The sequence below is a fragment of the Streptomyces sp. JL2001 genome (assembly GCF_050917515.1).
GTDB lineage: Bacteria > Actinomycetota > Actinomycetes > Streptomycetales > Streptomycetaceae > Streptomyces.
Map to the genome: position 1 here is coordinate 5,985,020 of NZ_CP169421.1, position 22,148 is coordinate 6,007,167.

21 protein-coding genes are annotated in these 22,148 nt (G+C 74.6%); 11 read left to right on the forward strand and 10 right to left on the reverse strand.

Going from position 1 to position 22,148, the window contains the following annotated elements:
* Window positions 1–38 precede the first annotated feature (38 nt).
* The gene (locus tag ACE1OA_RS26705; protein WP_432753500.1) at window positions 39–857 is read right to left on the reverse strand and encodes an NAD-dependent epimerase/dehydratase family protein; all 819 of its coding nucleotides are present in this window, start codon (window positions 855–857) and stop codon (window positions 39–41) included.
* A gap of 257 nt (window positions 858–1,114) precedes the next feature.
* On the opposite strand from ACE1OA_RS26705, the gene ACE1OA_RS26710 reads away from it, so the two are divergent.
* Together ACE1OA_RS26710 and ACE1OA_RS26715 are read left to right on the forward strand one after the other, a co-directional pair.
* Window positions 1,115–2,044 (forward strand): 5-dehydro-4-deoxyglucarate dehydratase, encoded by a 930-nt coding sequence (locus ACE1OA_RS26710; RefSeq protein WP_432753501.1) that lies wholly within the window; start codon window positions 1,115–1,117, stop codon window positions 2,042–2,044.
* Window positions 2,041–3,174 (forward strand): hypothetical protein, encoded by a 1,134-nt coding sequence (locus ACE1OA_RS26715; RefSeq protein ID WP_432753502.1) that lies wholly within the window; start codon window positions 2,041–2,043, stop codon window positions 3,172–3,174. The genes ACE1OA_RS26710 and ACE1OA_RS26715 overlap by 4 nt, the downstream gene beginning before the upstream one ends.
* A gap of 15 nt (window positions 3,175–3,189) precedes the next feature.
* On the opposite strand, the gene ACE1OA_RS26720 is transcribed toward ACE1OA_RS26715, so the two are convergent.
* Window positions 3,190–4,404 carry an MFS transporter gene (locus ACE1OA_RS26720; RefSeq protein WP_386541997.1) on the reverse strand — a complete coding sequence of 405 codons (1,215 nt, stop codon included), beginning with the start codon at window positions 4,402–4,404 and terminating at the stop codon, window positions 3,190–3,192.
* Window positions 4,405–4,477: 73 nt separating this feature from the next.
* On the reverse strand, window positions 4,478–4,870 hold the full coding sequence (locus tag ACE1OA_RS26725; RefSeq protein WP_356605708.1) for a hypothetical protein: 393 nt from the start codon (window positions 4,868–4,870) through the stop codon (window positions 4,478–4,480).
* A gap of 69 nt (window positions 4,871–4,939) precedes the next feature.
* On the opposite strand from ACE1OA_RS26725, the gene ACE1OA_RS26730 reads away from it, so the two are divergent.
* Window positions 4,940–5,491, forward strand: a complete 552-nt coding sequence (locus ACE1OA_RS26730) for a GNAT family N-acetyltransferase (protein ID WP_356605643.1) — start codon at window positions 4,940–4,942, stop codon at window positions 5,489–5,491.
* Between the two features lie 52 nt (window positions 5,492–5,543).
* Here ACE1OA_RS26730 and ACE1OA_RS26735 read toward each other — a convergent pair whose 3' ends face one another.
* The 4 genes from ACE1OA_RS26735 to ACE1OA_RS26750 form a co-directional block, all read right to left on the reverse strand.
* Entirely contained in the window at window positions 5,544–6,992 is a 1,449-nt protein-coding gene (locus ACE1OA_RS26735) for a peptidoglycan D,D-transpeptidase FtsI family protein (protein ID WP_361310065.1), read from the reverse strand.
* A gap of 128 nt (window positions 6,993–7,120) precedes the next feature.
* Window positions 7,121–7,768 (reverse strand): response regulator transcription factor, encoded by a 648-nt coding sequence (locus ACE1OA_RS26740; RefSeq protein WP_356605706.1) that lies wholly within the window; start codon window positions 7,766–7,768, stop codon window positions 7,121–7,123.
* Window positions 7,768–9,042, reverse strand: coding sequence for a sensor histidine kinase (locus tag ACE1OA_RS26745; protein WP_384875682.1), 1,275 nt, complete (start codon window positions 9,040–9,042; stop codon window positions 7,768–7,770). Before ACE1OA_RS26745 ends, ACE1OA_RS26740 begins: the two co-directional genes overlap by 1 nt.
* The gene (locus ACE1OA_RS26750; protein WP_386541992.1) at window positions 9,039–10,025 is read right to left on the reverse strand and encodes a hypothetical protein; all 987 of its coding nucleotides are present in this window, start codon (window positions 10,023–10,025) and stop codon (window positions 9,039–9,041) included. The genes ACE1OA_RS26745 and ACE1OA_RS26750 overlap by 4 nt, the downstream gene beginning before the upstream one ends.
* 164 nt (window positions 10,026–10,189) lie before the next feature.
* On the opposite strand from ACE1OA_RS26750, the gene ACE1OA_RS26755 reads away from it, so the two are divergent.
* Window positions 10,190–10,696 carry a cupin domain-containing protein gene (locus ACE1OA_RS26755; protein WP_356605635.1) on the forward strand — a complete coding sequence of 169 codons (507 nt, stop codon included), beginning with the start codon at window positions 10,190–10,192 and terminating at the stop codon, window positions 10,694–10,696.
* 100 nt (window positions 10,697–10,796) lie between these two features.
* Here the strand turns inward: ACE1OA_RS26755 and ACE1OA_RS26760 are convergent, their stop codons facing one another.
* The gene (locus ACE1OA_RS26760) at window positions 10,797–11,567 is read right to left on the reverse strand and encodes an IclR family transcriptional regulator (protein ID WP_432753503.1); all 771 of its coding nucleotides are present in this window, start codon (window positions 11,565–11,567) and stop codon (window positions 10,797–10,799) included.
* A gap of 133 nt (window positions 11,568–11,700) precedes the next feature.
* On the opposite strand from ACE1OA_RS26760, the gene ACE1OA_RS26765 reads away from it, so the two are divergent.
* The 4 genes from ACE1OA_RS26765 (at window position 11,701) to ACE1OA_RS26780 (ending at window position 16,013) form a co-directional block, all read left to right on the forward strand.
* A complete protein-coding gene (locus ACE1OA_RS26765; RefSeq protein ID WP_356778997.1) occupies window positions 11,701–13,179 on the forward strand; it encodes an aldehyde dehydrogenase family protein in 1,479 nt (492 codons plus the stop codon).
* A gap of 451 nt (window positions 13,180–13,630) precedes the next feature.
* Window positions 13,631–14,107: a GNAT family N-acetyltransferase gene (locus tag ACE1OA_RS26770; protein ID WP_356605627.1), complete on the forward strand. Its 477-nt coding sequence runs from the start codon at window positions 13,631–13,633 to the stop codon at window positions 14,105–14,107.
* Window positions 14,108–14,171: 64 nt separating this feature from the next.
* Entirely contained in the window at window positions 14,172–14,888 is a 717-nt protein-coding gene (locus ACE1OA_RS26775) for a DsbA family oxidoreductase (RefSeq protein WP_384875691.1), read from the forward strand.
* Window positions 14,889–14,966: 78 nt separating this feature from the next.
* Window positions 14,967–16,013 carry an aminotransferase class V-fold PLP-dependent enzyme gene (locus ACE1OA_RS26780; RefSeq protein WP_432754099.1) on the forward strand — a complete coding sequence of 349 codons (1,047 nt, stop codon included), beginning with the start codon at window positions 14,967–14,969 and terminating at the stop codon, window positions 16,011–16,013.
* 95 nt (window positions 16,014–16,108) lie between these two features.
* Here ACE1OA_RS26780 and ACE1OA_RS26785 read toward each other — a convergent pair whose 3' ends face one another.
* Window positions 16,109–16,660, reverse strand: a complete 552-nt coding sequence (locus ACE1OA_RS26785; RefSeq protein WP_384875694.1) for a MarR family winged helix-turn-helix transcriptional regulator — start codon at window positions 16,658–16,660, stop codon at window positions 16,109–16,111.
* Between the two features lie 114 nt (window positions 16,661–16,774).
* Here ACE1OA_RS26785 and ACE1OA_RS26790 point away from each other — a divergent pair, with 114 nt between their 5' ends.
* Window positions 16,775–17,842: an alkene reductase gene (locus ACE1OA_RS26790; RefSeq protein WP_356605619.1), complete on the forward strand. Its 1,068-nt coding sequence runs from the start codon at window positions 16,775–16,777 to the stop codon at window positions 17,840–17,842.
* A gap of 215 nt (window positions 17,843–18,057) precedes the next feature.
* Here ACE1OA_RS26790 and ACE1OA_RS26795 read toward each other — a convergent pair whose 3' ends face one another.
* A complete protein-coding gene (locus tag ACE1OA_RS26795; RefSeq protein ID WP_356605702.1) occupies window positions 18,058–19,161 on the reverse strand; it encodes a pyridoxal-phosphate-dependent aminotransferase family protein in 1,104 nt (367 codons plus the stop codon).
* Between the two features lie 275 nt (window positions 19,162–19,436).
* Between ACE1OA_RS26795 and ACE1OA_RS26800 the strand changes: the two genes are divergently transcribed.
* Together ACE1OA_RS26800 and ACE1OA_RS26805 are read left to right on the forward strand one after the other, a co-directional pair.
* Window positions 19,437–20,948 carry an esterase gene (locus ACE1OA_RS26800; protein ID WP_432753504.1) on the forward strand — a complete coding sequence of 504 codons (1,512 nt, stop codon included), beginning with the start codon at window positions 19,437–19,439 and terminating at the stop codon, window positions 20,946–20,948.
* A gap of 80 nt (window positions 20,949–21,028) precedes the next feature.
* Entirely contained in the window at window positions 21,029–22,114 is a 1,086-nt protein-coding gene (locus tag ACE1OA_RS26805; protein ID WP_386541985.1) for an amidohydrolase family protein, read from the forward strand.
* Window positions 22,115–22,148 lie beyond the last annotated feature (34 nt).

Genomic DNA, 22,148 nt, shown 5'->3' on the forward strand with positions numbered 1-22,148 from the left:
CGGCCGGGCCCGCGCATCCCCCTTCGCCGGGGGCGGCGTCAGTGCGGCCAGCGCGGCGGCGAGGTGCAGAAGTGGCCGCCCAGGTGCGCGTTCGCCGGGTCGTCGTCGGCCGGCTCCCCCTGTGCGGCGAGAAGCTTCTCCGCGTACGGCTCCGAGTCGTCCCGCGGCTCGTAGCCCAGGGCCCGGGCCGAGGAGAGGTCCCACCAGAGCCGGGTGTTGGCCGAGGAGCCGTAGACGACGGTGTGGCCCACGCCCCGCGCGGTGAGGCCGGCGTGCAGCAGCCGGGCGCAGTCGGCCGGGCTCAGCCACACGGACAGCATCCGGACCGAGGTCGGCTCGGGGAAGCAGGAGCCGATCCGCACGGAGACCGTCTCCAGTCCGTGCTTGTCCCAGTAGAACTGCGCCATGTCCTCGCCGAAGCACTTCGAGAGGCCGTAGAAGGTGTCCGGCCGGTGCGGGGCGTCGACGGGGATCACCGGGTCGCCCGCGCGGGGGCGCGGGGTGAAGCCGACGGCGTGGTTGCTGGAGGCGAAGACGATCCGCCCCACCCCTTCCTCGCGGGCCGCCTCGTACAGGTGGTGCAGGCCCGTGACGTTGGCGGCCATCACCTTCTCGAAGGTGGACTCCAGGGAGATCCCGGCGAGATGGACGACGGCGTCGACGCCGCGGACGGCCTCCCGCAGCGCCTCCCGGTCGGCGAGGTCGGCGACGATCGCGTCCGGTGCGCCGTCGACGGGGACGACGTCGAGGAGCCGCAGGCGGTAGCCGTACGCGGGCAGCAGCTCCCGCATCAGGGTGCCGACGCCGCCGGCGGCGCCGGTGAGCAGGACGGTGCGGGGCGAGGGCGCCGGCGGCACTGAAGCCTCGGAAGCCGCCGAATCCGCAGAATCCGCAGAATCCGCAAGAGACATGGACAGGATCTCCGTCCGTAGATCGGGTTCACAAACGTGGACACGCTAGGGAGTGGCGTGGAGGCCGTCAAGAGTGCGTGGTGGAGGGTGGTTTGCGCCTTGACCGGCGCTTCACGGCTGTTCTAGCGTGAAGATGTTCAAGAATATAGACGGCAATCAGAATTGTGCACGCTGCTGCACGACGGACTTCCCTGGGAGCGCCCGTGACCTCAGCCTCGCTCGCCGACCGGCTCGACGGCCTGCTGTTCTTCCCCGTCACCGCCTTCGGCCCGGACGGCGCCGTCGACCTCGACACCTTCCGCGCCCACGTGCGCGACGGCATCGACGCGGGCGCCGCCGCCGTGTTCGCCTGCTGCGGCACCGGTGAGTTCCACGCACTCACCCCCGAGGAGTTCCACGCCTGCGTCCGAGCCGCCGTCGAGGAGGCCGCCGGCCGCGTGCCCGTGGTGGCCGGCGCCGGATACGGCACCGCGCTCGCCGTCCACTACGCGAGGCTCGCCGAGGACGCCGGCGCCGACGGCCTCCTCGCCATGCCCCCCTACCTCGTCGTCGCCGACCAGGCGGGGCTGCTGCGCCACTACACCGAACTCGCCGCCGCGACCGCCCTCGACGTCATCGTCTACCAGCGCGACAACGCCGTCCTCACCCCCGAGACCGTCGTCGCCCTGGCCCGCGTGGACGGCGTCATCGGCCTGAAGGACGGACTCGGCGACCTCGACCTCATGCAGCGGATCGTCAGCGCGGTCCGCGCCGAGGGCCTCGACCTGCTCTACTTCAACGGCCTGCCCACCGCCGAACTCACCGGGCTCGCCTACCGGGGCATCGGCGTCACCCTCTACTCCTCCGCCGTCTTCTGCTTCGCCCCCGACATCGCCCTCGCCTTCCACGCCGCCCTCGCCTCCGGCGACGACGCGTCCGTGAACCTGCTCATCGACGGCTTCTACCGCCCGCTGGTCGAACTGCGCGCGCAGGGCCGGGGATACGCCGTCTCGCTCGTCAAGGCGGCCGTGCGCAGCGCGGGCCGGGACGTCGGCGAGGTCCGCCCGCCGCTGAGCGAACCCGCGCCCGAGCACCTGAAGGAACTCCTCGCGATCATCGAGCGTGGCCGCGCGCTCCTGGCGGCCGGCGCATGAGGGCCGGGACCTTCGTCTACCCCTGGGACGTCGTGGGCGACCCGGCGGCGTCCGGGCTGCTCGCCGGCCTCGGCGTCGAGACCGTCACCCTGGCGTCCGCGTACCACTCCACGCGCGCCCTGACCCCCCGGCACCCCGCGCACCGGATCGTCACCGCCGAGCACGCCGCGGTGCTCTACCCGCCGGACCCGGACCGCTGGTCCGGCCACACCCTGCGGCCCTACCCGGCGGGGGAGTGGGCGCCGGGCGACAGCTACGGCGAGGCCGCGCGGGCCCTCGCCGACGCGGGCCTTGAGGTGCACAGCTGGGTCGTCCTCGCCCACAACTCCCGGCTCGGCGGCGAGCACCCGGCGACCTCCGTCGTCAACGCCTACGGCGACCGCTACCCCTGGGCGCCCTGCATCGCCCGGCCCGCCGTCCGTGCCCATCTGGTGGAGCTCGCGGCCGAGGCGGCGGTCCGGCCCGGAGCGGCCGGCACCGAGCTGGAGTCCTGCGGCTGGTACGGCCTGGCCCACCTCCACGCGCACGACAAGACGGCGGGCGTGCCGCTGGGGGACCGGGAGCAGTACCTGATGTCCCTGTGCTTCTGCCCGTCCTGCCGCGAGGGGTACGCGACCGAGGGCGCCGACCCCGACGAGCTGGCGGCTGCGGTACGCGGCGCACTGGCGCCGGTCTGGTCCGGGAGCGGGCCCGCGCGGCCCCTCGGCCGCTTCGAGGACGCCGTCCTGTCCTGGCGCACCCGGACCGCGCGGAGCCTCCAGGAGGACGCCGTGCGGGCCGTCCGGGCGGCCGCCCCGCCGGGCTTCCGCGTCCTGCTCCACGCCGATCCGGACCCCGCGCGCTGCGGCGCCAACGCGGGCGTGGACCCGGCGCACGTCCTCGGGTTGGCGGACGGCGTCGTCACGCCGGCCGGCTCCGTGGCCCCCTTCGCGGCGCACGCGCGGGCCGGGACCGTCCTGGCCGCCAACCTCCCGGTGGTCACGGGCATGGGCGGCTCCCCGCGGACCCTGGCCGACGACGCGAAGCGGGCGGCCGAGGCCGGCGCGGGCGAACTCCGGCTCTACCACGCGGGTCTGGCCTCGGACGCCGACCTGACGGCGGTCCGGGAGGCCCTGCGGACGCTGAGCTGACCCGCCCGCCCCGGCTCAGCGCGCGGTCCGTGGCTCCGGCGCGGTCCGCGGCTTCCGGCCTGAGCGGGAGCCGGCCCGCAGCGGCGCCGCCAGCGCGCCCGCCCCGGCCAGCCCCGCCGCGCCCACCACCGGCAGCAGGACGCGGACGTCGAGGACGGCGACGAGGCCCGCGCCGAGCGCCAGGGCGAGCGCGTTCGGGACGAAGAGCAGCGTGTGGGCGGTGGCCGCCACGCGGCCGACCGCCTCCGTCGGGGCCTCCCGCTGGACGGCCGTCATGGCGGCGATCAGAACCGCGGGCAGACCGAGGCCGATCGCCGCACCGGCCCCCAGCGCCGCCGCGTCGTACGGCAGGGCACGGGCGCCCACGGCGAGGGCGAAGAGCCCGAGCCCCGCCGCGGCGAACAGCCGCTCCGGCACCCGGCGCAGCACGGGTCCCGCCACGAGTCCGGCGAGGACCGAACCCGTCCCCTGCACCGCGTACAGCACGCCCGCGTAGGCCGGGGCGTGGCCGAGTCCCCGGTCCACCACCGCGTAGACCGCGGCGCCGTTCAGACCCGCCAGCAGCATCGTGAAGGAGCCGCCGAGGACCAGCGGCCGCAGCGTCGCCGAGGACCGGATCGCCCGCAGGCCCTCGGCCGTGTCCCGCAGCCAGTGGGCCGCCTCCCGGCGCCGCGGCCGCTCCTCCCGCACCCGCAGCAGCGCGAACGCCCCCGCCGCCAGGGCGAACGTCGCCGCGTCGAGCAGTGCCACCGGCCCGCCGCCGTACCGCGCGAAGAGACCGGCCGCCACGAGCGGGGCGATCAGCTTCATGCCCTCGCCCACCGTCGTCCGCAGCCCGTTGAACTCCCCGAGCAGCCGCCGGTCGAGCACGCTCGCGGCCAGCGCGACCTCCGCCGCCTCGTGCACGACGCCCTGGACCCCGTACAGCACCAGCACCGCGAACAGCAGCCAGATCCGGTCCGCGGAGTCCACCCGGAGCAGCACCGGCAGCAGCGCCGCCATCGCCAGGTCCGCGCCCACCATGAGCGGACGCCGCCGCACCCGGTCCGCGAGTGCGCCGAGCAGCGGGCCGCACAGGGCCGGCGCCCACAGGGCGAAGGCGGCCAGGGCCGCCAGGGCGTCCGAGCCGGTCAGGGACTTGACCCAGATCCCCGAGACCAGCCACAACGCGGTGGACCCGAAGCCCGACACCAGGACACCTGCCAGATAGAGGCCCGCGGTTCGTCTCATGCCGCTCAGCGTGGCGTCTGAGGTGGGCCCCGCGGATCGGTCATCCGCCCTATGCCGCGCGCGGGGGCGGGGGTCACGCCACGGCGTTCCTCCGGGCCGCCCGGCCCTCGTGACGCAGCGCCGCGCCCGTCACCACCGCGCCCACGCCCTCCCACAGGCCCACGCCGAGGAACCCGGCGGGGGCGCGGCCCGTGACGACCGCGAGGGTGAACACGGCGCAGGTCAGCAGCCGGAAGGGCACCGTCCAGCGGAAGAACGCCTTCCAGTCGGCCAGGGCGGCCAGCACGTAGTAGACGCCCATGTTGAGCGCGGCCATGGAGGAGGCGGTCAGGAAGACCAGGGTGTGGTCGCCGTCGGCCCGGGCGGCGTCGGGCACCGGATCGAAGCCCATCGCCGACAGCAGGAGGTCCGGGGCGACCAGCCCGGCCACCCCCATGGCCGCGGCGAGCAGCCCGAACACCGCCATGGTCCAGCCGGAGAGGGAACGGGGCAGCCGCACGGCGGTCCTCCACGAGATCGAATCTATGCTCGGATCATGAGTGACCTTGCATACCGGATCGCGGGGCCTTCCGACCAATCCGCCCTCGCCGGGCTGGACGACTCCTTCACGACGGACTACGTCTACGAAGTCGCCGCGGGCGACATCGGGTTCGGGCTGCGGCTCGTCCCCGTCGACCCGCCGCTGGTCAAGGTCTTCCCCGACGACGGCGACGCGGGGGCGGTCGCGACCGGGCCGGACGAGGCCGGTGTGCACGAGATCGTCGCGGTGGACTCCGACGGCTCGCTCCGCGGTTACGTCGCGGTCGCCCACGAGCGGTGGAACCGGCGCCTGGTCGTCCGGCAGATCACGGTCGACTCCGCCCACCGCGGCCGCGGCATCGGGGGCGAGCTGATGCGCCGGGCGCTGGCCCACGGGCGGGCGGTGGGCGCCCGTACCGCATGGCTGGAGGTCACCAGCGTCAACGTGCCGGCGGTACGGGCCTACCGGCGCATGGGCTTCCGGCTCTGCGGCCTGGACACCACCCTCTACACCGGCACCGCGGCCGAGGGCGAGACCGCCCTCTTCATGGCCAGGCCCCTCGACTGAGCCGGGGCCGGGACCACCCGGGCACCGAGCCCGGGTGGTCCCGGCCCCGGTGTCACCTCAGCGCCGCCTTCATCATCTTCTGGGCCACGGGGGCCGCCAGACCGTTGCCGCTGACCTCCGAGCGGGCCGCGCCCGAGTCCTCGATCAGGACGGCGACCGCGACCTCCTTCCCGGTGTCCGCGTCCTTGGCGTAGGACGTGAACCAGGCGTACGGCGTCTTGCTGTTGTTCTCGCCGTGCTGGGCCGTTCCGGTCTTGCCGCCGACCTCGGCACCGCCGATCGCCGCGTTGGTGCCGGTGCCCTGCTCGACCACCGTCACCATCGCGCTGCGCAGCTGCCGCGCCGTCTCGGACGAGACGATCCGCCGGGTGTCCCCGTCGTCGAAGGTCCGGAGGGCGTCCCCGTCCGAGTCGACCACCTTCGCGACCATGTGCGGGGACGCGAGGAGCCCGTCGTTCGCGATCGCCGCGGACACCATCGCCATCTGCAGCGGGGTGGCCGTCACGTCGAACTGGCCGATACCGCTCAGCGCCGTCTGCGCCTTGTCCATGCCCGACGGGTACACGCTCGGGTAGGCGCGGACCGGCACGTCGCGCTCGGTGTCGCCGAAGCCGAACTTCTCCGCCATGGCCTTCACCTTGTCCTGGCCGAGGTCGACGGCCAGCTTGGCGAAGACGTTGTTGCAGGAGTAGCGCAGCGCGGTGCGCAGGCTGGCGTCCTCGCAGGGCGCCGAGGCGTTCTCGTTCTTCAGCACGGTCCGGGTGTTCGGCAGCGTGTACGGGTTCGGGCTGTCGGTCGGCGTGTCCACCGAGGCGTACCGGCCGTCCTCGAGCGCCGCCGCCGCGACGACCAGCTTGAAGGTCGAGCCCGGCGGCAGCGGCTGCCGCAGCGCCCGGTTGACCAGCGGCTTGTCCTCGTCGGTGGTCAGGTCCCGCCATGCGGAGCCGTCCGTGAGCCCGGCGATCTTCGAGGGGTCGTACGAGGGCGTGGACACCATGCCGAGGATCCGGCCCGTCTTCGGGTCGATGGCGACGGCCGCGCCCTTCTTGTCGCCGAGCGCCCGGTAGCCGGCCTTCTGCACGTCCGGGTCGATGGTGGTGAGCACGTCGCCGGGCTCCTGCTGCTTGCCGGTGAGGGCGTCCAGCGGGTTCTTCAGGCGGGTGTCGGTGCCGTCCAGGACGTCGGAGTAGATGCCCTCCAGCTGCGTGGCGCCGTAGGCCTGGGAGCTGTAGCCGGTGACCGCGGCGTAGAGCTCGCCGTCGGTGTAGCTGCGCTTGTAGGCGAGATCGCCACCCACCGTCCTCTTCGAACCCGTGACCGGTTCCCCGGCCACGACGATGTTCCCGAGCGGCTGCGCGTACTGCGCCATGATCTTCCGTCGGTTGGTCTTGTCGTCCGCGAGCGCCTTGCCTTCGTACGCCTGCACCCAGGTCGCCCGCCCCAGCAGGGCGAGAACCAGGAGCAGCGAGAAGACCGCGGCGCGCCTGATCGTCTTGTTCATCCCGTGGAGGGACGAACGGAACGGGGGCGGTCGTTCCGGATGTGTCCGGTTTCTCAGGGAACCTTCATCCGCGCGGCGGGAGGTGAGAGCGCGGTCACACCCCCCCCGTCGGCGGGACGCGGGGCCGCTCAGCCGGGCGTGACGAAGCCCGACTCGTACGCCGCGACCACCGCCTGGGTGCGGTCCCGCGTACCGGTCTTCGACAGGACCGCCGCCACGTGGGTCTTGGCCGTCGCCGGGCCCACCCCGATGCGGCCGGCTATCTCCGCGTTGGTCAGCCCCGTCGCCATCAGGCGCAGGACCTCGGCCTCCCGCTCGGTCAGCCGGGTCACCCACGGCGGTGCCTGCGCCGGCCCCCGGCGGGCGTGCTCGGCCGCCAGGGCCCGCACCGCGGCCGGGTAGAGCAGCGAGTCGCTGCGGGCCACCAGCCGGACCGCGCCCACCAGCTCGTCGGCGGCGACCCGCTTCAGCAGGAAGCCGGCCGCGCCGGCCCGGAGCGCGTCGTACACGTAGGAGTCGTTCTCGAAGGTGGTGACCACCACGATCCGCGGCGGCTCGGCCATGCCCGCGAGGATCTGCCCGGTCGCCCGGATCCCGTCGACCAGCGGCATCCGCACGTCCATCAGCACCACGTCCGGCCGCAGCTCGCGCACCACCGACACCGCCTCCGCGCCGGTCGAGGCCTCGCCGACGACCTCCAGGTCCGGCTCGGCGTCCAGGATGACCCGCAGGGCGGTGCGCACCATCCGTTCGTCGTCGGCCAGGACGATCCGGATCACCGGGCGCCCCCCTTCCGGGCCGGGCCGCCCGCCACGGGCAGCCGGACGGCGAGCCGCCAGACGTCCTCGGCGGGGCCGGCCTGGACCGTGCCGCCCAGCAGTCGCGCGCGTTCGCCCATGCCGAGCAGACCCCGGCCTCCGTCCGGCCGTGCCACCGGCGCGCCGCCGGTCAGCGGGTTCTCCATCGTGATCTCCAGTTCCTCTGCGTGCAGCGCGAGCCGTGCGGTGACGCGGGCCCCGCCCGCGTACCGTGCCGCGTTCGTCAGTCCTTCCTGGACGATCCGGTACGCCTCCCGGGACACCGCCTCCGGTACCCGCTCCAGGTCTCCCGTGACCGTGAGCGCCACCCGCGGTCCCGCGCCCCGCACCAGGGCGTCCAGGGCGCCGAGCCCCGGCCCCGCGAGCTCCGCCTCGTCGTCTCCCCGGCGCAGCAGGCCGAGGACCGAGTCCAGCTCGCCGACCGTGCGCCGGGTCGTCTCCTCGATCGCGGCGAGCGCCTCCCGGACGAACTCCCGGTCGCGCGCCGAGCCGCTGTCCAGGACCCTGCGGGCGGCGCTCGCCTGGAGGGTGACGGCGCTCAGCGCGTGGCCCACCGAGTCGTGCAGTTCGCGGGCGAGCCGGTTGCGTACGGCCAGTTCGGCGGCGCGCCGCTCGGCCGCCAGGAGCCGGTCCGCCGGACTCGGCCCGAGCAGCCGCTGGGCCCGGCCGGCCAGGAAGGCGCCCGTCGCCGCCGCCACGGCCGCGAGTCCCAGCAGCATGAGCAGTCCGGCCGGAAGGCAGGCCCATCGCACCCACGTCCGGTCCAGGGCCCAGAACTCGGCCGCGGCCGAGGCCCGCAGTCCGGCCCAGAAGGGCAGGAGCAGCAGCGAGACCGCGAAAGGCGGGACCGCCAGGGTCGCCCCGCTGACCAGTGCCCCGGCCCCCAGGTGCAGGACGAACCAGCCCGCCGTCCTGGCGCGGTCGGACCGGCCGCGGGCCGGCCCCTCGGCGAAGCGGTCCGCCGCGACCCCGCACAGCGCCCGTGCCGCCGCCACCGACATCGGCCGGGTGAGCGGGAAGAGCGAGACGACCGCGGCGAGCGGCAGCCCGACGGCGTACGCGGCGAACTGCGTGCCCAGGTCGCCCCCGAACGCCGACCGCCCGTCGTCGAACGGCGCCACGACCACCGTGCCGACCAGCCAGAACGGCATGAACAGGGCGCCGCCCAGGATGAGATGGACCCAGCGCAGTCTGGCCCGCTGTCCCAGCAGCAGGACGCCCGCCCGTCTCACGCGCCCGCGTCCCGGCGCCGCAGGAAGACGGCCGTGACACCGGCCGCCAGCACCCCCGTGATCATCTCGCCAGCGTAGGTCAGCCGTGCGAGGTCGGTGAGGGTTCTGGCCGGATCGCCGTCCGGCAGGGCCGCCACCAGGCTCATGTACGCGCCCCAGCAGCCGACCGCGCCCGAGCCGACCCAGGCGACGGCGAGGACGGAGCGGACCGGCAGCGCACGGCCGCAGCGGAAGGCGAGCAGCAGGACGCCGGTGACGGCGGCGCCGATCAGGAGCAGTTGCATCCACTGGAGGACGTGGAAGTCGGCCGAGCGGTCGGCGATCTGCCCGGCCGTCAGGCCCCGGTCCGCGCCGAGGGCCCAGGCCGGCCGGACGGCGGCGGGGGCGAGGGCCAGCAGCGCGGCGACGACCGCCGTGGCGCGCGCCCCGGTGCCGAGGAGGCGGGCGGGGACGTCGCCGACCGTGCCGTGCCAGAGGTGACCCCAGCGGTCCCGGGTGTAGAGCACGAAGAGCGTGCCCAGGGTGAGGCCCTGGACGATGAAGCCCCCGTAGACGACGCCGAACACCCACGCGTCGAGGAACGGCTCGCCCCCGGCCGTCGGTTCGCTCGGCCCGGTGAACAGGGCGGTCGCGAGCTGGGCCGGGAAGCCGATCATGATCGGGGCCAGCAGCCCGGTCGCGGCCCACATCGGGAACGCCAGCAGCCAGGGCCGGACGCGCAGCCCCCACGGCTGCGTGAGCAGCAGCGCGAGGACCACGACCAGGGCGTCGGCGACCACGGAGACCGAGTTGGCGACGATCAGCAGGGTCCGGTGCTCCAGGAGCGGGCTGCCGGCCGGGATGCCGAGGTCGCTGCCGGCCACCCAGGCGACCTTGAGGCCGATGTAGGGCAGGCAGGCGATCTCGGTGAGGGTGCGCAGCACCCGCCGGGTGCGGCCGGCGGGCGGAGGTGTCGGCGCGGGGCGTGTCAGGGTCCGTGTCATGGCCCCACGCTTTCGCCCGGGAGGCCCGCCGCACGTCCCTCCGGACGGCGGACCGTCTCCGCCGGGCGGGGGAGGAGGCCTGCTCCACGGAGGAGAATTGACCCATGATTTCGCTCGTGAAATGCACCTGACTGCCGGTCATCCGGGAACCTAGAGTGATCTTCATGAACGAGATCACCACGCCGAAGACCTTCGCCCCGCTCCTCACCCGCGCCGCCGACGCCGAGACCACCGCAGACCCCAGCAGCGTGATGACCCTCCTCGCCGACTCGGACACCACCGGCGGGCTGCTGACCAGCTACCGGTCGTCCTTCGCGAAGGGCGCGGTCGGCGCCCCGGCGCACTTCCACACCAAGGCGTCGGAGATGTTCTTCGTGCTCGGCGGCTCCCTCCAGGTGCTGGTCGGCGAGGAGCTCACGGTGCTGGAGGAGGGCGACTTCCTGCTCGTCCCGCCGCACACCCCGCACGCCTTCGCCGCGGCCCCGGGCGCCGAGGCCGACGTGCTCTTCGTCTTCACGCCGGGCATGGCGCGCTTCGACTACCTGCGGCTGCTCGGCCGGGTGATGCGGGGCGAGGCGAGCTTCGCGGAGATCAAGGAGTCGTCCGAGCGCTTCGACAACCACTACGTCGACAGCCCGGTCTGGCAGCAGGTGCTCGCCGAGCGGGGCTGAACCGTACCCGGCCGGCGGCGGCCCCCCGCCGCAGAACCTCGAAGGGCGGCGGTCGCCGTGCGCCGCAAGCCGGGCGGGGCCTGACGCCAGGCCCCGGGCCTCAGAGTCTGCGGGTCGCCAGGGTCAGCCGGTCGCGCGCGTCGAACAGTGCGTCCTTGATCATCTGCTCGTGCCCGGGGGTGAGCCGGGCCACCGGCACCGAGCAGCTGATCGCGTCGCGGGCCGGGGTCCGGTAGGGGATCGCGATGCCGAAGCAGCGGAGCCCGAGGGTGTTCTCCTCGCGGTCCACGGCGTAGCCCTGCTCGCGGATCGCGTGCAGCTCCTCGATGAGGTTCTCGCGGTCCGTGATCGTGTGCTCGGTCAGCGCCGGCAGCGTCTCCGGGAGCAGCTTGCGGACCTGCTCGTCGCTGTGGGTGGCGAGCAGCGCCTTGCCCAGCGAGGTCGAGTGGGCCGGCAGGCGGCGGCCGACCCGGGTGAACGGCCGCAGATAGTGCTGGGACTGACGGGTCGCCAGGTAGACCACGTTGGTGCCGTCGAGCCGCGCCAGGTGGATCGTCTCCGTGGTGTCGTCGGAGAGCCGGTCGAGCGTGGGCCGGGCGGCGGCCACCACCTCGTCGCCGTCGATGTACGAGGTGCCGACCAGCAGGGCGCGGACGCCGATGCCGTACCGGGTGCCCGTCGCGTCGGTCTCCACCCAGCCGAGCTCCACCAGGGTGCGCAGCAGCATGTAGAGGCTGGACTTGGGGTAGCCGACGGCCTCCTGGACGGCGGCGAGCGAGTGCATGCCGGGGCGTCCGGCGAAGTACTCCAGCAGTTCCACCGTGCGCACAGCGGACTTGACCTGCGCTCCACCCGAGTCGGCAGTCGACATCGCCCTCGCCCCTCTTGCCGCCGCCTCTTGTGGAGACGGCGCGCCCGTCAATAGAGTCCTGTTCACCTACAGGAACAATGTTCAGAATAGCGAACATGGCGTGAAGAGGGGCGTGGCGGTGGCAGCTGAACCAGTGTGGAGTGTGGACCCCCGGACGGGGAAGCCGCGGGAGCAGGTTGCGGTGGAGGCCACAGCCGAGGAGATCGACCAGGCCGTACGGGCCGCGCACGCCACCCGTGACGCGCTCTCGGACCGCACGGCGCGGGCCGCCCTGCTCCGCACCGCGGCCGACCTGCTCGACGAGGCCGCCGCGCACGTCATCGAGGCCGCCGACGCCGAGACCGCGCTCGGCCCGGTCCGGCTCACCGGCGAACTCGCCCGCACCACCGCACAGTTGCGGTCGTTCGCCGACGTCGTCGACGAAGGCGCCTTCCTCGACGTGCGGATCGACCTGCCCGACCCGACGACCACGCCGCCCACCCCGGACCTGCGTCGCTGGAAGATCCCGCTCGGCGTCGTCGCCGTCTACGCGGCCAGCAACTTCCCGCTCGCCTTCTCCGTCCCCGGCGGCGACACCGCCAGCGCGCTCGCCGCCGGCTGCCCGGTCGTGGTCAAGGCCCATCCGGACCACCCGGCCACCTCCGAGCTCTGCGCCTCGCTGCTGCGCCGGGCCGCGGCGAAGGCGGGCCTCCCCGAGGACGTGGTCGTCCTGGTCCACGGATTCGACGCGGGCGTCGCGCTGGTCCGTCACCCGCTGGTCGCCGCCGCCGGCTTCACCGGGTCGGTGCGCGGCGGGCGCGCGCTCTTCGACGCGGCGGCCGCCCGCCCGGCCCCGATCCCCTTCCACGGCGAACTCGGCTCGCTCAACCCGGTCGTGATCACCGACGCCGCCGCCGCGGAGCGGGCCGCCGAGATCGGCGCCGGCCTCGCCGGCTCGATGACCCTGGGCGAGGGGCAGTTCTGCACCAAGCCCGGCTTCGTCCTCGCGCCGGGCGGAGAGGCGGGCGACCGCTTCGTGGACGCCCTGACCGCCGCCGTCAGCCAGACCGAGCCCGGTGTCATGCTCGACCACCGGATGCGGGCCGCCTTCGTCTCGGGCGTCACGGAGCGCGCCGCCCTGCCCGGTGTGTCCGCGCCGGTCACCCCCGGGTCCGGCGGCGAGCACACCGTCAGCGCCGGCTTCCTGACCGTCGACGCCGCGACCCTGCTGAAGGGCGGGTACGAACTCCTCCTGGAGGAGTGCTTCGGGCCGGTGACGGTGGTCGTGCGCTACGGCTCCCGGGACGAGATCAGCCGGCTCCTCGCCCTGCTCCCCGGCAACCTCACCGCCACCCTCCACCTCGCCGACGAGGACCCGCAGGCCCCCGGGATCCTGGCCGAGCTCACCCCGCTGGCGGGCCGCGTGCTCGTCAACGGCTGGCCGACGGGCGTGGCCGTGGCGGGCGCCCAGCACCACGGCGGCCCCTACCCGGCCACCACGTCCACGTCCACCTCGGTCGGCGCCACCGCGATCGAGCGCTGGCTGCGCCCGGTCACGTACCAGTCGACCCCCGGCCGGCTCCTGCCGCCGGAGCTGCAGGACGGCAACCCGCTGGGGCTGCCGAGGCGCTGAACCCGACCCCGTAGTTCGCCTTCGCCAAGGCCTTCAAGCGGGAGTACGGGATGGCCCCGGGGCGGTACCGGCGGGAAGCGGGCTGAGGGGGCCGGGGGGACCGGCGCGCGACGGCGAACGGCGTGGCGTCCGCCCACTCCCGGCAGGCGCGGCCCGCGGGCACCTCGGCCTCCATGGCCTCGGACGGTCTCGAAGGGTTCGCCCGCGCCGGCACGTCGACGGCGACGTGCCGGCCACCGTGCCACCCGCCCGGCAGACCCGCGGCCCCGATCCCGGCCCGATCCGACGCGTCGTCTCCGCGAGCCGCCCGGCTCCTGGTCGGGCCTTCGGGCGGAACACCGGGCGGGACCTGCCGCACCGGTCGGGCACGGCGTGGTCCGTGCCACCTGTCGAGGCGGGTTCCCTCCATCCGGACGCAACCGCGGACGCGGCGCTCCGCGTCCCTCGTTCCATGATCAGAACAGCGAACGCCGACGACCTCGACGCCATCGCCGCCCTGCACCTCGCGGCCCGGGCCACCTACTACCGCGGCCACATACCCGACGTCGAGTTCGAGGGCCCCGAGGAGCTGTCCCGTACGCGGGCCGCCTGGACCCGGGCCGTGGAGGGCGGCGCCGTGCTGTGCGCCGAGCGTGACGGCGAGCTCGCGGGCATCGCCGCCTCCCGCGTGGTCGACGGGATCATGACGCTCACCCAGCTCCACGTCCGGCCGGACCGCTGGCGCCTCGGGGTCGGCGGCGAGCTGCACGCCGCCTGTCTCGACGCCTGGCGGGCCGCGGGCGTGACCACGGCCCGCCTGGAGGTCTTCGAGAAGAACGAGCGGGCCCGGGCCTTCTACGCCGCGCACGGCTGGGTCCCCGACCCCGACCACCCCCGCGACGGCTCCCACCTCGTGCTTCGCCTCACAGTGACGTCCCCGGCGGAATGAATCCGGCGTCCGGGGGTGTTCCCGACCACGGACCCACCCCCGAGACCGGAGAGAAGCCGAGAACATGCGCGTCGAGATCTGGAGCGACATCGCCTGCCCGTGGTGCTACATCGGGAAGGCGCGCTTCGAGAAGGGGCTCGCGGCCTTCGGTCACCGCGACGAGATCGAGGTCGTCCACCGCTCCTTCGAGCTCGACCCGAACCGCGCCAAGGGCGACACCGCCCCGGTGATCGAGATGCTGGCCCGCAAGTACGGCCGCACCGTGGACGAGGCCCGTTCCATGGAGGCCCACGTCGCCTCCAACGCGCACTCCGAGGGACTGGGTTACCGCACCGAGGGCCGCGACCACGGCAACACCTTCGACATCCACCGGCTGCTCCACCTGGCGAAGGAGCGCGGCCGGCAGGACCAGCTCCTCGACCTCGCCTACCGGGCCAACTTCGCCGAGGAGCGCTCCGTCTTCGACGCGGAGACGCTCGTGACGCTGGCCGTGGAGGCGGGCCTGGACGAGACCGAGGTCCGGACGGTGCTCGCCGACGAGACGGCGTACGCCGACGCCGTCCGCGCCGACGAGCGCGAGGCGGCCGAGCTGGGCGCGAACGGCGTGCCGTTCTTCGTCCTGGACCGCCGCTACGGGATCTCCGGCGGCCAGCCCGCCGAGGTCTTCACACAGGCACTGGAGCAGGCCTGGGCGAGCCGGGCCCTCCAGCCGGTCGCCGTGGCCGCGGCCACGGACGGCGGCGCGGGCGCCTGCGACGTGGACGGCACCTGCGACGTATAAGCCCTGCTTGGGGATTCCCCTTGATCATATGCAATTGACGTATGGTCGGGGGGAACCCAACCTGGGGACATGGATGTCATGGACCCCCTCGGCGGAGCCGAGTTCGCGCCCCGGTACACCTACCTGAACACCTCCACCTGCGGGTTGCTGCCCCGCCGGACCATCGAGGCGATCACGCTCCTCGCCGAGGAGACGGCGGACGGGCGGCCGGACGGCGCCGGCAGCTTCGACATCGTGGCCGAGGCCCGCGCGATGTACGCCCGGCTCGTCGACGTCCACCCGGACCGCGTCGCCGTCGGCAGCTCGGTCTCCGTCCACGTCGGCATGATCGCCCAGTCGATGCCGGCGGGATCCGAGATCCTCTTCCCCGAGGGCGACTTCAGCTCGGTCATCACCCCGTTCACCGTCCGCGGCGACCTCAAGACGCGCTTCGTCCCGCTCGAACTCCTCGCCGAGTCCGTCCGGCCCGAGACCGCGCTCGTCGCCTTCTCCGGCGTCCAGTCGGCGGACGGCCGGACCGCGGACTTCGCGGCGGTACGCGCCGCGGCGGCGGCACACGGGGCCCGGACGCTCCTGGACGCCACGCAGTCGGCCGGCTGGCTGCCGCTGCGGGCGGGGGAGTGGGACTACACGGTGGCCGGCGGTTACAAGTACCTGCTCTGCCCGCGCGGCGCCTCCTTCCTCACCGTCACGGAGGAGGCGCAGGACTCGCTGCTGCCGATCCACGCGGGCTGGGTCACGGGCGAGGAGCTGTGGGTCAACAGCTACGGCCCGGTGCGTGAACTGGCCCGTTCCGCACGGCGGTTCGACGAGCCGCCGGCCTTCCTCTCGTACCACGGCGCCGCCCGCTCGCTGGCCCTCCTGGAGGAGGTCGGCATCGAGCGGATCGAGGCGCACAACAAGGCCCTCGCGGCGCGTTTCCGGGAGGGGCTCACCGCGCTGGGGTACGCGCCGGTGCCGGACGTCTCGGGCATCGTCGGTGTCCCCGGCCTCGGCGAGCGCCAGGCCGACCTGCGTGAGTCCGGCATCCTGCTCTCGGCCCGCGCGGGCAACCTGCGCGCGTCCTTCCACCTGTACAACTCCGCCGCGGACGTGGACCACGCGCTGGCCGTCCTGGGCGGCTGACCGCCTTCCGCCGCGTCCGGCCCCGGAGTCCGGGGGCTTCGGGGCAGGACACGGCGGATGTCCGGAGCCGGACGCGGCGGATCACCGGGATCGGTTCAGCCCGGGGTGTCGGTCCGGCCCGGGCCGGCGGGGCGGGTCGCCCCGAGCTCGGGGCAGTCGGCCATCTCGACGCACAGGTTCCGTTCGACCTTGGCCAGCAGACGGGCCAGTTCACCGCGCTCGTCCGGCGTGAGGCCGGCCAGCGTGTACCCCTCCAGGCCCGTCCAGACGTCCGCCACGTCCGCGCGGAGCCCGCGCGCCTCCTCCGTGGCCTCGACCAGGACCGCGCGCCGGTCGGCGGGGTCCGGGCTGCGTCGCACATGGCCGCTCTGCTCCAGGCGCTGGAGCATTTTCGTGACCGTCGAGGGGTCCAGCCCCATCGCCTTGATCAGCTCCGACTGCCGGACCGGTCCGCAGTCCCACAGGCACATCATCAGGAACTCCTGACCCGGGAAGAGCCCCACGTCCTTCAGCAGCCGGCCCGCCGCGATCCGGTGCAGCCGGGCGACCCGGGACAGCCCGTGGCTCACCGGCCCGCCCTGTGCGGCGGAGGGCAGCGGCCCGGTACAGACGGGCTCGGACGGGGGTGCGGTGGTGCTCTCGGACATCGCTCTGCTCCTCGCGGGGGTGATGTCCCCAGATTACCTTGGCCGGCCAAATAATGCGTTACAGTGGCGACGGGCCACATATTTGGCCGACCACATAAATTTCGGAGGACAGCCATGACCACCGCTTTCGACCCGATCGACCTGGCCGGCGCGCGGCTCTCCAACCGCATCGCCATGGCCCCGATGACCCGCAGCCGCGCCGACGTCCAGGGGCGCACGCCGACTCCGCTCGTGGCCGAGTACTACGCCCAGCGGGCCACGGCCGGCCTGATCATCACCGAAGGCACCCAGCCCACCGCCGTCGGCCAGGGCTACCCCGGCACCCCCGGGCTGCACAGCGCCGAGCAGACCGCCGCCTGGCGCGAGGTCACCGACGCCGTCCACGCGCGCGGCGGCACGATCTTCGTCCAGCTGATGCACACAGGCCGGATCGGCCACCCCGACCTCCTCGACGGCGACCTCCACCCGGTCGGCCCGTCCGCCGTCGCCGCCGCCGGCCAGGTCTTCACCTTCGAGGGGCCCAAGGACTTCGTCACTCCCCGCGAGCTGACCGGCGACGAGGTACGGGCCACCGTCGCCGAGTTCGCCGCCGCGGCGCGCAACGCCGTGGACGCCGGCTTCGACGGCGTCGAGATCCACGGCGCGAACGGCTACCTGGTCCACCAGTTCCTCGCCACCGGCTCCAATCGGCGCACCGACGAGTGGGGCGGCTCCGTGGAGAACCGGATCCGCTTCGCCGTCGAGGTCGTCCGCGCCGTCGCCGCCGAGATCGGCCCCGAGCGCACCGCCCTGCGGATCTCCCCGGCCAACCCCTACAACGACATCGCCGAGACCGGCTCCGAGGAGACCTACACGGCCCTCGTCGCGGCGATCGAGCCGCTCGGCCTCGCGTACCTGCACGTGCTGGAGGCCACGCCGGCCGTCCGTGAACTGACCCTCGCCCTGCGCAAGCAGTTCACCGGCACCTTCGTCCTCAACCCGGCGACGGAGGGCCCGACCGCCGCCTCCTCGCTGGCCCTGATCGAGGACGGGACCGCCGACATCGTCGCGTACGGCACCCTCTTCATCGCCAACCCGGACCTGCCCGCCCGGCTGCGCGCCGACGGCCCGTACAACACCCCGGACCGCGCCTCCTTCTACGGCGGCGACCACCGCGGATACACCGACTACCCCGCGCTGTGACCGCATCTCCGGCCGCCGGCGACCGCCGGCGGTGAGGGGAGGCGGCCCACCGCGGACTCCAGGCCCGCGCGGCCCAGGCGGCGACGGCCCAGGACCTCGGCCGTTCCGGACCGGGCACAGGACCCACTGACGCCGTCGCCGTCGCCGTCGCGCCCCGGCCCGGGCCGGCCCGTCGGCGTCGCGCCCCGGCCCGACTCGCGGGCAGCAGACGTTCCCTAGCGGCCCCAGGTCTCCGTGACCGCGCGCCGCGCGGCTTCGAGGTCCACCGTCCGGCCCGTCTCGCCGAGCGCCGCGCCCAGCGCCGCCAGCGAGGACTGCACCGCGCCCGGCGTGGCGTCCACCCCGTAGTGGTTGACCCGGATCATCTCCTTCGCCAGCGCGCCGCCGCCCGCGATCAGCGGTAGCGACGGGTCGGCCGCCAGGGCCCGCGCGACCAGCTCGGAGGCGTCCACACCCGCCGGGGAGCGCAGCGTCGTCGCGACCGGGGCCGCGTCCCGCGCCTCGTGCACGTACGGCTCCAGACCACCGCCCAGCGCCAGGACGCCCGCCCGGGTCGCGGCCGCCGCGGAGGCGTGACGGGCCATCAGCGCGTCCAGACCCTCCGCCTCGATCCGCTCCACGCACGCCTCCAGGGCCAGCATCTCCAGCTGCGCCGGCGCGTGCAGCAGCGCCTTGCGCCCGCCGTCGATCCAGCGCTCCTTCCAGTCCAGCAGCGAGAGGTACGAACGGCGCGGCGCGGCCGGGTTGGCGGCGAACCGCTCCCAGGCCCGCGCGCTGACCGACACCGCCGAGACGCCGGCCGGTCCGCCCATCGCCTTCTGGGCGCCGATGATGCACATGTCCACGCCCCACGCGTCCGGCAGCACCGGCTCGGCGCCGATCGACGCCACCGCGTCGAGGTAGAACAGCGCGCCGTGCGCCCGCACGACCTCGCCGATCTCCGCCACCGGGTTGGTGTTGCCGGTCGCCGCCTCCGCGTGGACGAGCGACACGAAGTCGATCGCCGGGTGCTCGGCCAGGGCCCGTTCCACCTGAGCGGCCGTCACCGCGGTGTGGAAGGGCACCTCCAGGTCCACCACCGTCGCGCCGCAGTCCCGCAGCCAGTTGCCGAAGGTCTGCCCGTACGGGCCGGTGACGATGTTCAGCGCGGTCGAGCCCGGCCGCGCCCCGCTGCGGATGCACCCCTCCAGGGGCAGCAGCGCCTCGCCCTGCGTGATCACCACGTCCTGCTCGGTGCTGAGCAGCGCGGCCACCCGGCGCTCGATCGACGCGAACTGCCCGGCGGTCAGCGGGGCCAGGTCCAGGAGCGGGTGTGTCACGGTCACGGCGGTGCCTTCTTCGACTCGGTTCTGTGCGGGTGGAGCTCCGGTTCAGGGTACCGAGACGGCCTCCGCGGCCCGTGCAGGTGCCCGACCCGCCATCCGCGCCCCGACGACCCCCTCGGGGACCCGTACGGCACTCACCGACCGGAGTCCGGCCGCCCGTACAACCCTCGTGGCCCCGGCGGTGTCGAACCCTGTGCCGGAGACGGGACGGGCCCGTCCGGCCACACCCCCGATGCAGCCCGGATCGTTCCGATTCCAGGAGCCGCTCCATGCGCAAGCACCGTTCCGCCGCCCTCGCCGCGGCCACCCTTCTCCTCGTCACGGGCGCGGGGCTCGTGGCGGCACCCGCCGCCCACGCCGGAGTCCCCGGCGGGACCCGCGCGGACGACCGCAACACCGACTTCAACGGCGACGGCCGTGACGACGTCCTCGTCGGCGCCCCGGGCGCGAGCGTCGGCGGCAGGCGGGGCGCCGGCCTCGTCACCGTCCAGTACGGCACGGCCCGCGGCCTGGACACCGCCCGCGCCACCGTCCTCAGCCAGGACACCGGCGGGGTGCCCGGCACGGCCGAGGCCGGCGACGGCTTCGGGACCGCCGTCGCCACCGGGGACCTCGACGGCGACGGCTACGACGACGCCGTGGTCGGCGCTCCCGGCGAGGACATCGGCCGCACCGCGGACGCGGGTGGCGCCGTCGTCCTGTGGGGCAGCCGGTACGGCCTGCGGGGCAGCGGGAGCCAGTGGCTCGGCAGCCTGCTCGGGACCACCGCCGGGGCGCGCTTCGGCTCGGCCTTCGCCGCCGGCCGTTTCACCGCGGAGACCACCGGCGACCAGCTCATCGCCCTCGACCGCGGCCGGGTCGAGTGGCACGTCTTCGAGTCCGCCCCCGCGCCGGAGGCGACGCGCGGGCACGACACCCGCGCCGTGCCGCGCCCCCGGGCCGGTGCCAGGGCGGACGAGCCCCTGCGCGACATCATCGCCCGGTCCGTCACCACCGGTGACTACGACCGCAACGGCTTCGCCGACGTGGTGATCAGCGGAGTGAGCACCGGCGCCGAGCCCGGCCACGGCTGGTCCTGGTACCTCGCGGGCGGCAGCGACGCCCTCGTCTTCGAACGCTCCCTGCGCGGCGGGCCGGTCGCCGCCTCCGGCGACCTCGACGGCGACGGCTACGACGACCTGGTCACCGGTGAGCCGCACAGCCCCGACGACGGTGGCGAGAGCACGACCGGCGGCATGGTCGGCGTCTACCGCGGCGGCCCGCAGGGACCGGAAGGGGCCACGGGCGTCGGCACCCCGCCCGAGTGGTGGACCCAGAACACCACCGGCGTCCCCGGCACCTCCGAGCGCGGTGACGGCTGGGGCGCCGACCTCTCCGTCGGCGACACGGACGGTGACGGGTACGCGGATCTCGCGATCGGCGCACCCGGCGAGGACATCGGAACGGCCGCCGACGCGGGCATGATCACGGTGCTGCGCGGCTCGCCCCGGGGGCCGACGGCCGCCCGCGCCGAGTCCTGGACGCAGAGCACGACCTCCGTACCGGGCGTGATCGAGAAGGGCGACGCCTTCGGCGGCCAGGTCCGCTTCGTCGACCCGGACGCCGACGGCCGCTTCGAGCTGCTCGTCTCGGCACCGGGCGAGGACACCGCGGACGGCTGCGTCTGGCTGTTCCCGGCCCCGTCGGGCGGGGTGACGCCCGTGGGCTCGCGGACGTTCTCGGCCGCGACGTTCGGGGCACCCGCCGCGGACGCCCGCTTCGGGGCGGTGATCGACGACTAGGTCCTGTCCGCCCGCCCGGCCCAGTCGCCCGCCCGACGGCCGGGGGCCGGCCGGGCGGCCGTCCCTCGTACAGTGCAGACATGAGCGATCGCGTGGTGCTGCATGTGAAGGGGCGGGTGCTCGTCGGCCCGGAGGACGTACGGGACGAACTGTGGTGCGTCGACGGGCGGATCACCTTCACCCGGCCGTCGGGCGAGGCCCTGGAGGTGCGGGGCTGGGTCCTGCCCGGCCTGGTCGACGCGCACTGCCACGTCGGCCTCGACGGGCACGGCCCAGTCGACGACGCCACGAGCGAGAAGCAGGCGCTGACCGACCGCGACGCGGGCACGCTGCTCATCCGCGACGCCGGCTCGCCCTCGGACACCCGCTGGATCGACGACCGCGAGGACCTGCCGAAGATCATCCGTGCCGGCCGCCACATCGCCCGGACCCGCCGCTACATCCGCAACTACGCCCACGAGATCGAGCCGCCGCAGCTGGTGGAGTACGTGGGCCGGGAGGCGCGGCGGGGCGACGGCTGGGTCAAGCTCGTCGGCGACTGGATCGACCGGGACGCGGGGGACCTGACCGCCTGCTGGCCGCGGGCGGAGGTCGAGGCGGCGATCGCGGAGGCCCACCGGCTCGGGGCGCGGGTCACCGCGCACTGCTTCGCCGAGGACTCGCTGCGGGACCTCGTGGAGGCCGGGATCGACTGCATCGAGCACGCCACCGGACTGACCGAGGACACGATCCCGCTCTTCGCCGAGCGGGGCGTCGCCATCGTGCCGACGCTCGTGAACATCGCGACCTTCCCGCGGCTCGCGGACGGTGGCGAGAGCAAGTTCCCGCGCTGGTCGGCGCACATGCGGCGGCTGTACGAGCGCCGCTACGACACCGTCCGGTCCGCCTACGACGCGGGCGTCCCGGTCTTCGTCGGCACCGACGCGGGCGGCTCCCTCGCCCACGGCCTGGTCGCTTCGGAGGTCGAGGAGCTGGTCAAGGCGGGCATCCCGCCGCTCGAGGCCCTCTCGGCGACGACCTGGGGAGCGCGCTCCTGGCTGGGCCGGCCCGCCCTGGAGGAGGGGGCCCCGGCGGACCTCGTCGTCTACGACGAGGACCCGCGCGCGGACGTCCGCGCTCTCGCGGCGCCGCGGCGGGTCGTCGTCGACGGACGGGTGATCGGCTGATCCGCCGCCCGATCGGCTGGGGCCCGGGCGTCAC

Bases quoted from the DNA above. Each gene is read 5' to 3' on its own strand.
- ACE1OA_RS26715 (WP_432753502.1), top strand. From the start codon at position 2,041: ATGAGGGCCGGGACCTTCGTCTACCCCTGGGACGTCGTGGGCGACCCG.
- ACE1OA_RS26720 (WP_386541997.1), bottom strand. From the start codon at position 4,404: ATGAGACGAACCGCGGGCCTCTATCTGGCAGGTGTCCTGGTGTCGGGC.
- ACE1OA_RS26725 (WP_356605708.1), bottom strand. From the start codon at position 4,870: ATGGCGGTGTTCGGGCTGCTCGCCGCGGCCATGGGGGTGGCCGGGCTG.
- ACE1OA_RS26730 (WP_356605643.1), top strand. From the start codon at position 4,940: ATGAGTGACCTTGCATACCGGATCGCGGGGCCTTCCGACCAATCCGCC.
- ACE1OA_RS26735 (WP_361310065.1), bottom strand. From the start codon at position 6,992: ATGAACAAGACGATCAGGCGCGCCGCGGTCTTCTCGCTGCTCCTGGTT.
- ACE1OA_RS26750 (WP_386541992.1), bottom strand. From the start codon at position 10,025: ATGACACGGACCCTGACACGCCCCGCGCCGACACCTCCGCCCGCCGGC.
- ACE1OA_RS26755 (WP_356605635.1), top strand. From the start codon at position 10,190: ATGAACGAGATCACCACGCCGAAGACCTTCGCCCCGCTCCTCACCCGC.
- ACE1OA_RS26760 (WP_432753503.1), bottom strand. From the start codon at position 11,567: ATGTCGACTGCCGACTCGGGTGGAGCGCAGGTCAAGTCCGCTGTGCGC.
- ACE1OA_RS26770 (WP_356605627.1), top strand. From the start codon at position 13,631: ATGATCAGAACAGCGAACGCCGACGACCTCGACGCCATCGCCGCCCTG.
- ACE1OA_RS26775 (WP_384875691.1), top strand. From the start codon at position 14,172: ATGCGCGTCGAGATCTGGAGCGACATCGCCTGCCCGTGGTGCTACATC.
- ACE1OA_RS26780 (WP_432754099.1), top strand. From the start codon at position 14,967: ATGGACCCCCTCGGCGGAGCCGAGTTCGCGCCCCGGTACACCTACCTG.
- ACE1OA_RS26785 (WP_384875694.1), bottom strand. From the start codon at position 16,660: ATGTCCGAGAGCACCACCGCACCCCCGTCCGAGCCCGTCTGTACCGGG.
- ACE1OA_RS26790 (WP_356605619.1), top strand. From the start codon at position 16,775: ATGACCACCGCTTTCGACCCGATCGACCTGGCCGGCGCGCGGCTCTCC.
- ACE1OA_RS26800 (WP_432753504.1), top strand. From the start codon at position 19,437: ATGCGCAAGCACCGTTCCGCCGCCCTCGCCGCGGCCACCCTTCTCCTC.
- ACE1OA_RS26805 (WP_386541985.1), top strand. From the start codon at position 21,029: ATGAGCGATCGCGTGGTGCTGCATGTGAAGGGGCGGGTGCTCGTCGGC.